The following is a 273-nucleotide window of genomic DNA, read 5'->3' as shown; positions in this document are numbered from 1 at the left end:
GGCTGCGCATGCTCATCGCGCCAGGCGGCTCACTCGGCGGCGCCAGGCCCAAGGCGAGCGTCGTGGACGACGCCTCGACGGGGGTCAGTTACCTGGAACTGGCGGAGGCGCTCATGAACCAGGGCGCGCAACCCAATCAAGATCTGCGAGAACTATGGTCGCCAATCGTCTTCAACATCCTCGTATCCAACGCCGACGATCACCTTCGCAACCATGGCTTCATCCTGGTGCCGGGCCTGGGCTGGAAACTCTCCCCGGCGTACGACATGAACC

The 273-nt window shown here is 63.7% G+C and carries 1 protein-coding gene; it reads left to right on the top strand.

Annotation, left to right across the window (positions count from 1 at the left end):
* Nucleotides 1-273: HipA domain-containing protein (locus tag SB771_RS34470; protein WP_410721973.1), on the top strand; the 273-nt coding region annotated here is incomplete at both ends.

Source organism: Burkholderia sp. SIMBA_051 (genome assembly GCF_046534915.1).
In the GTDB taxonomy this organism is placed as follows: domain Bacteria; phylum Pseudomonadota; class Gammaproteobacteria; order Burkholderiales; family Burkholderiaceae; genus Burkholderia; species Burkholderia ambifaria.
This window is presented reverse-complemented; position numbering and strand designations above follow the sequence as displayed.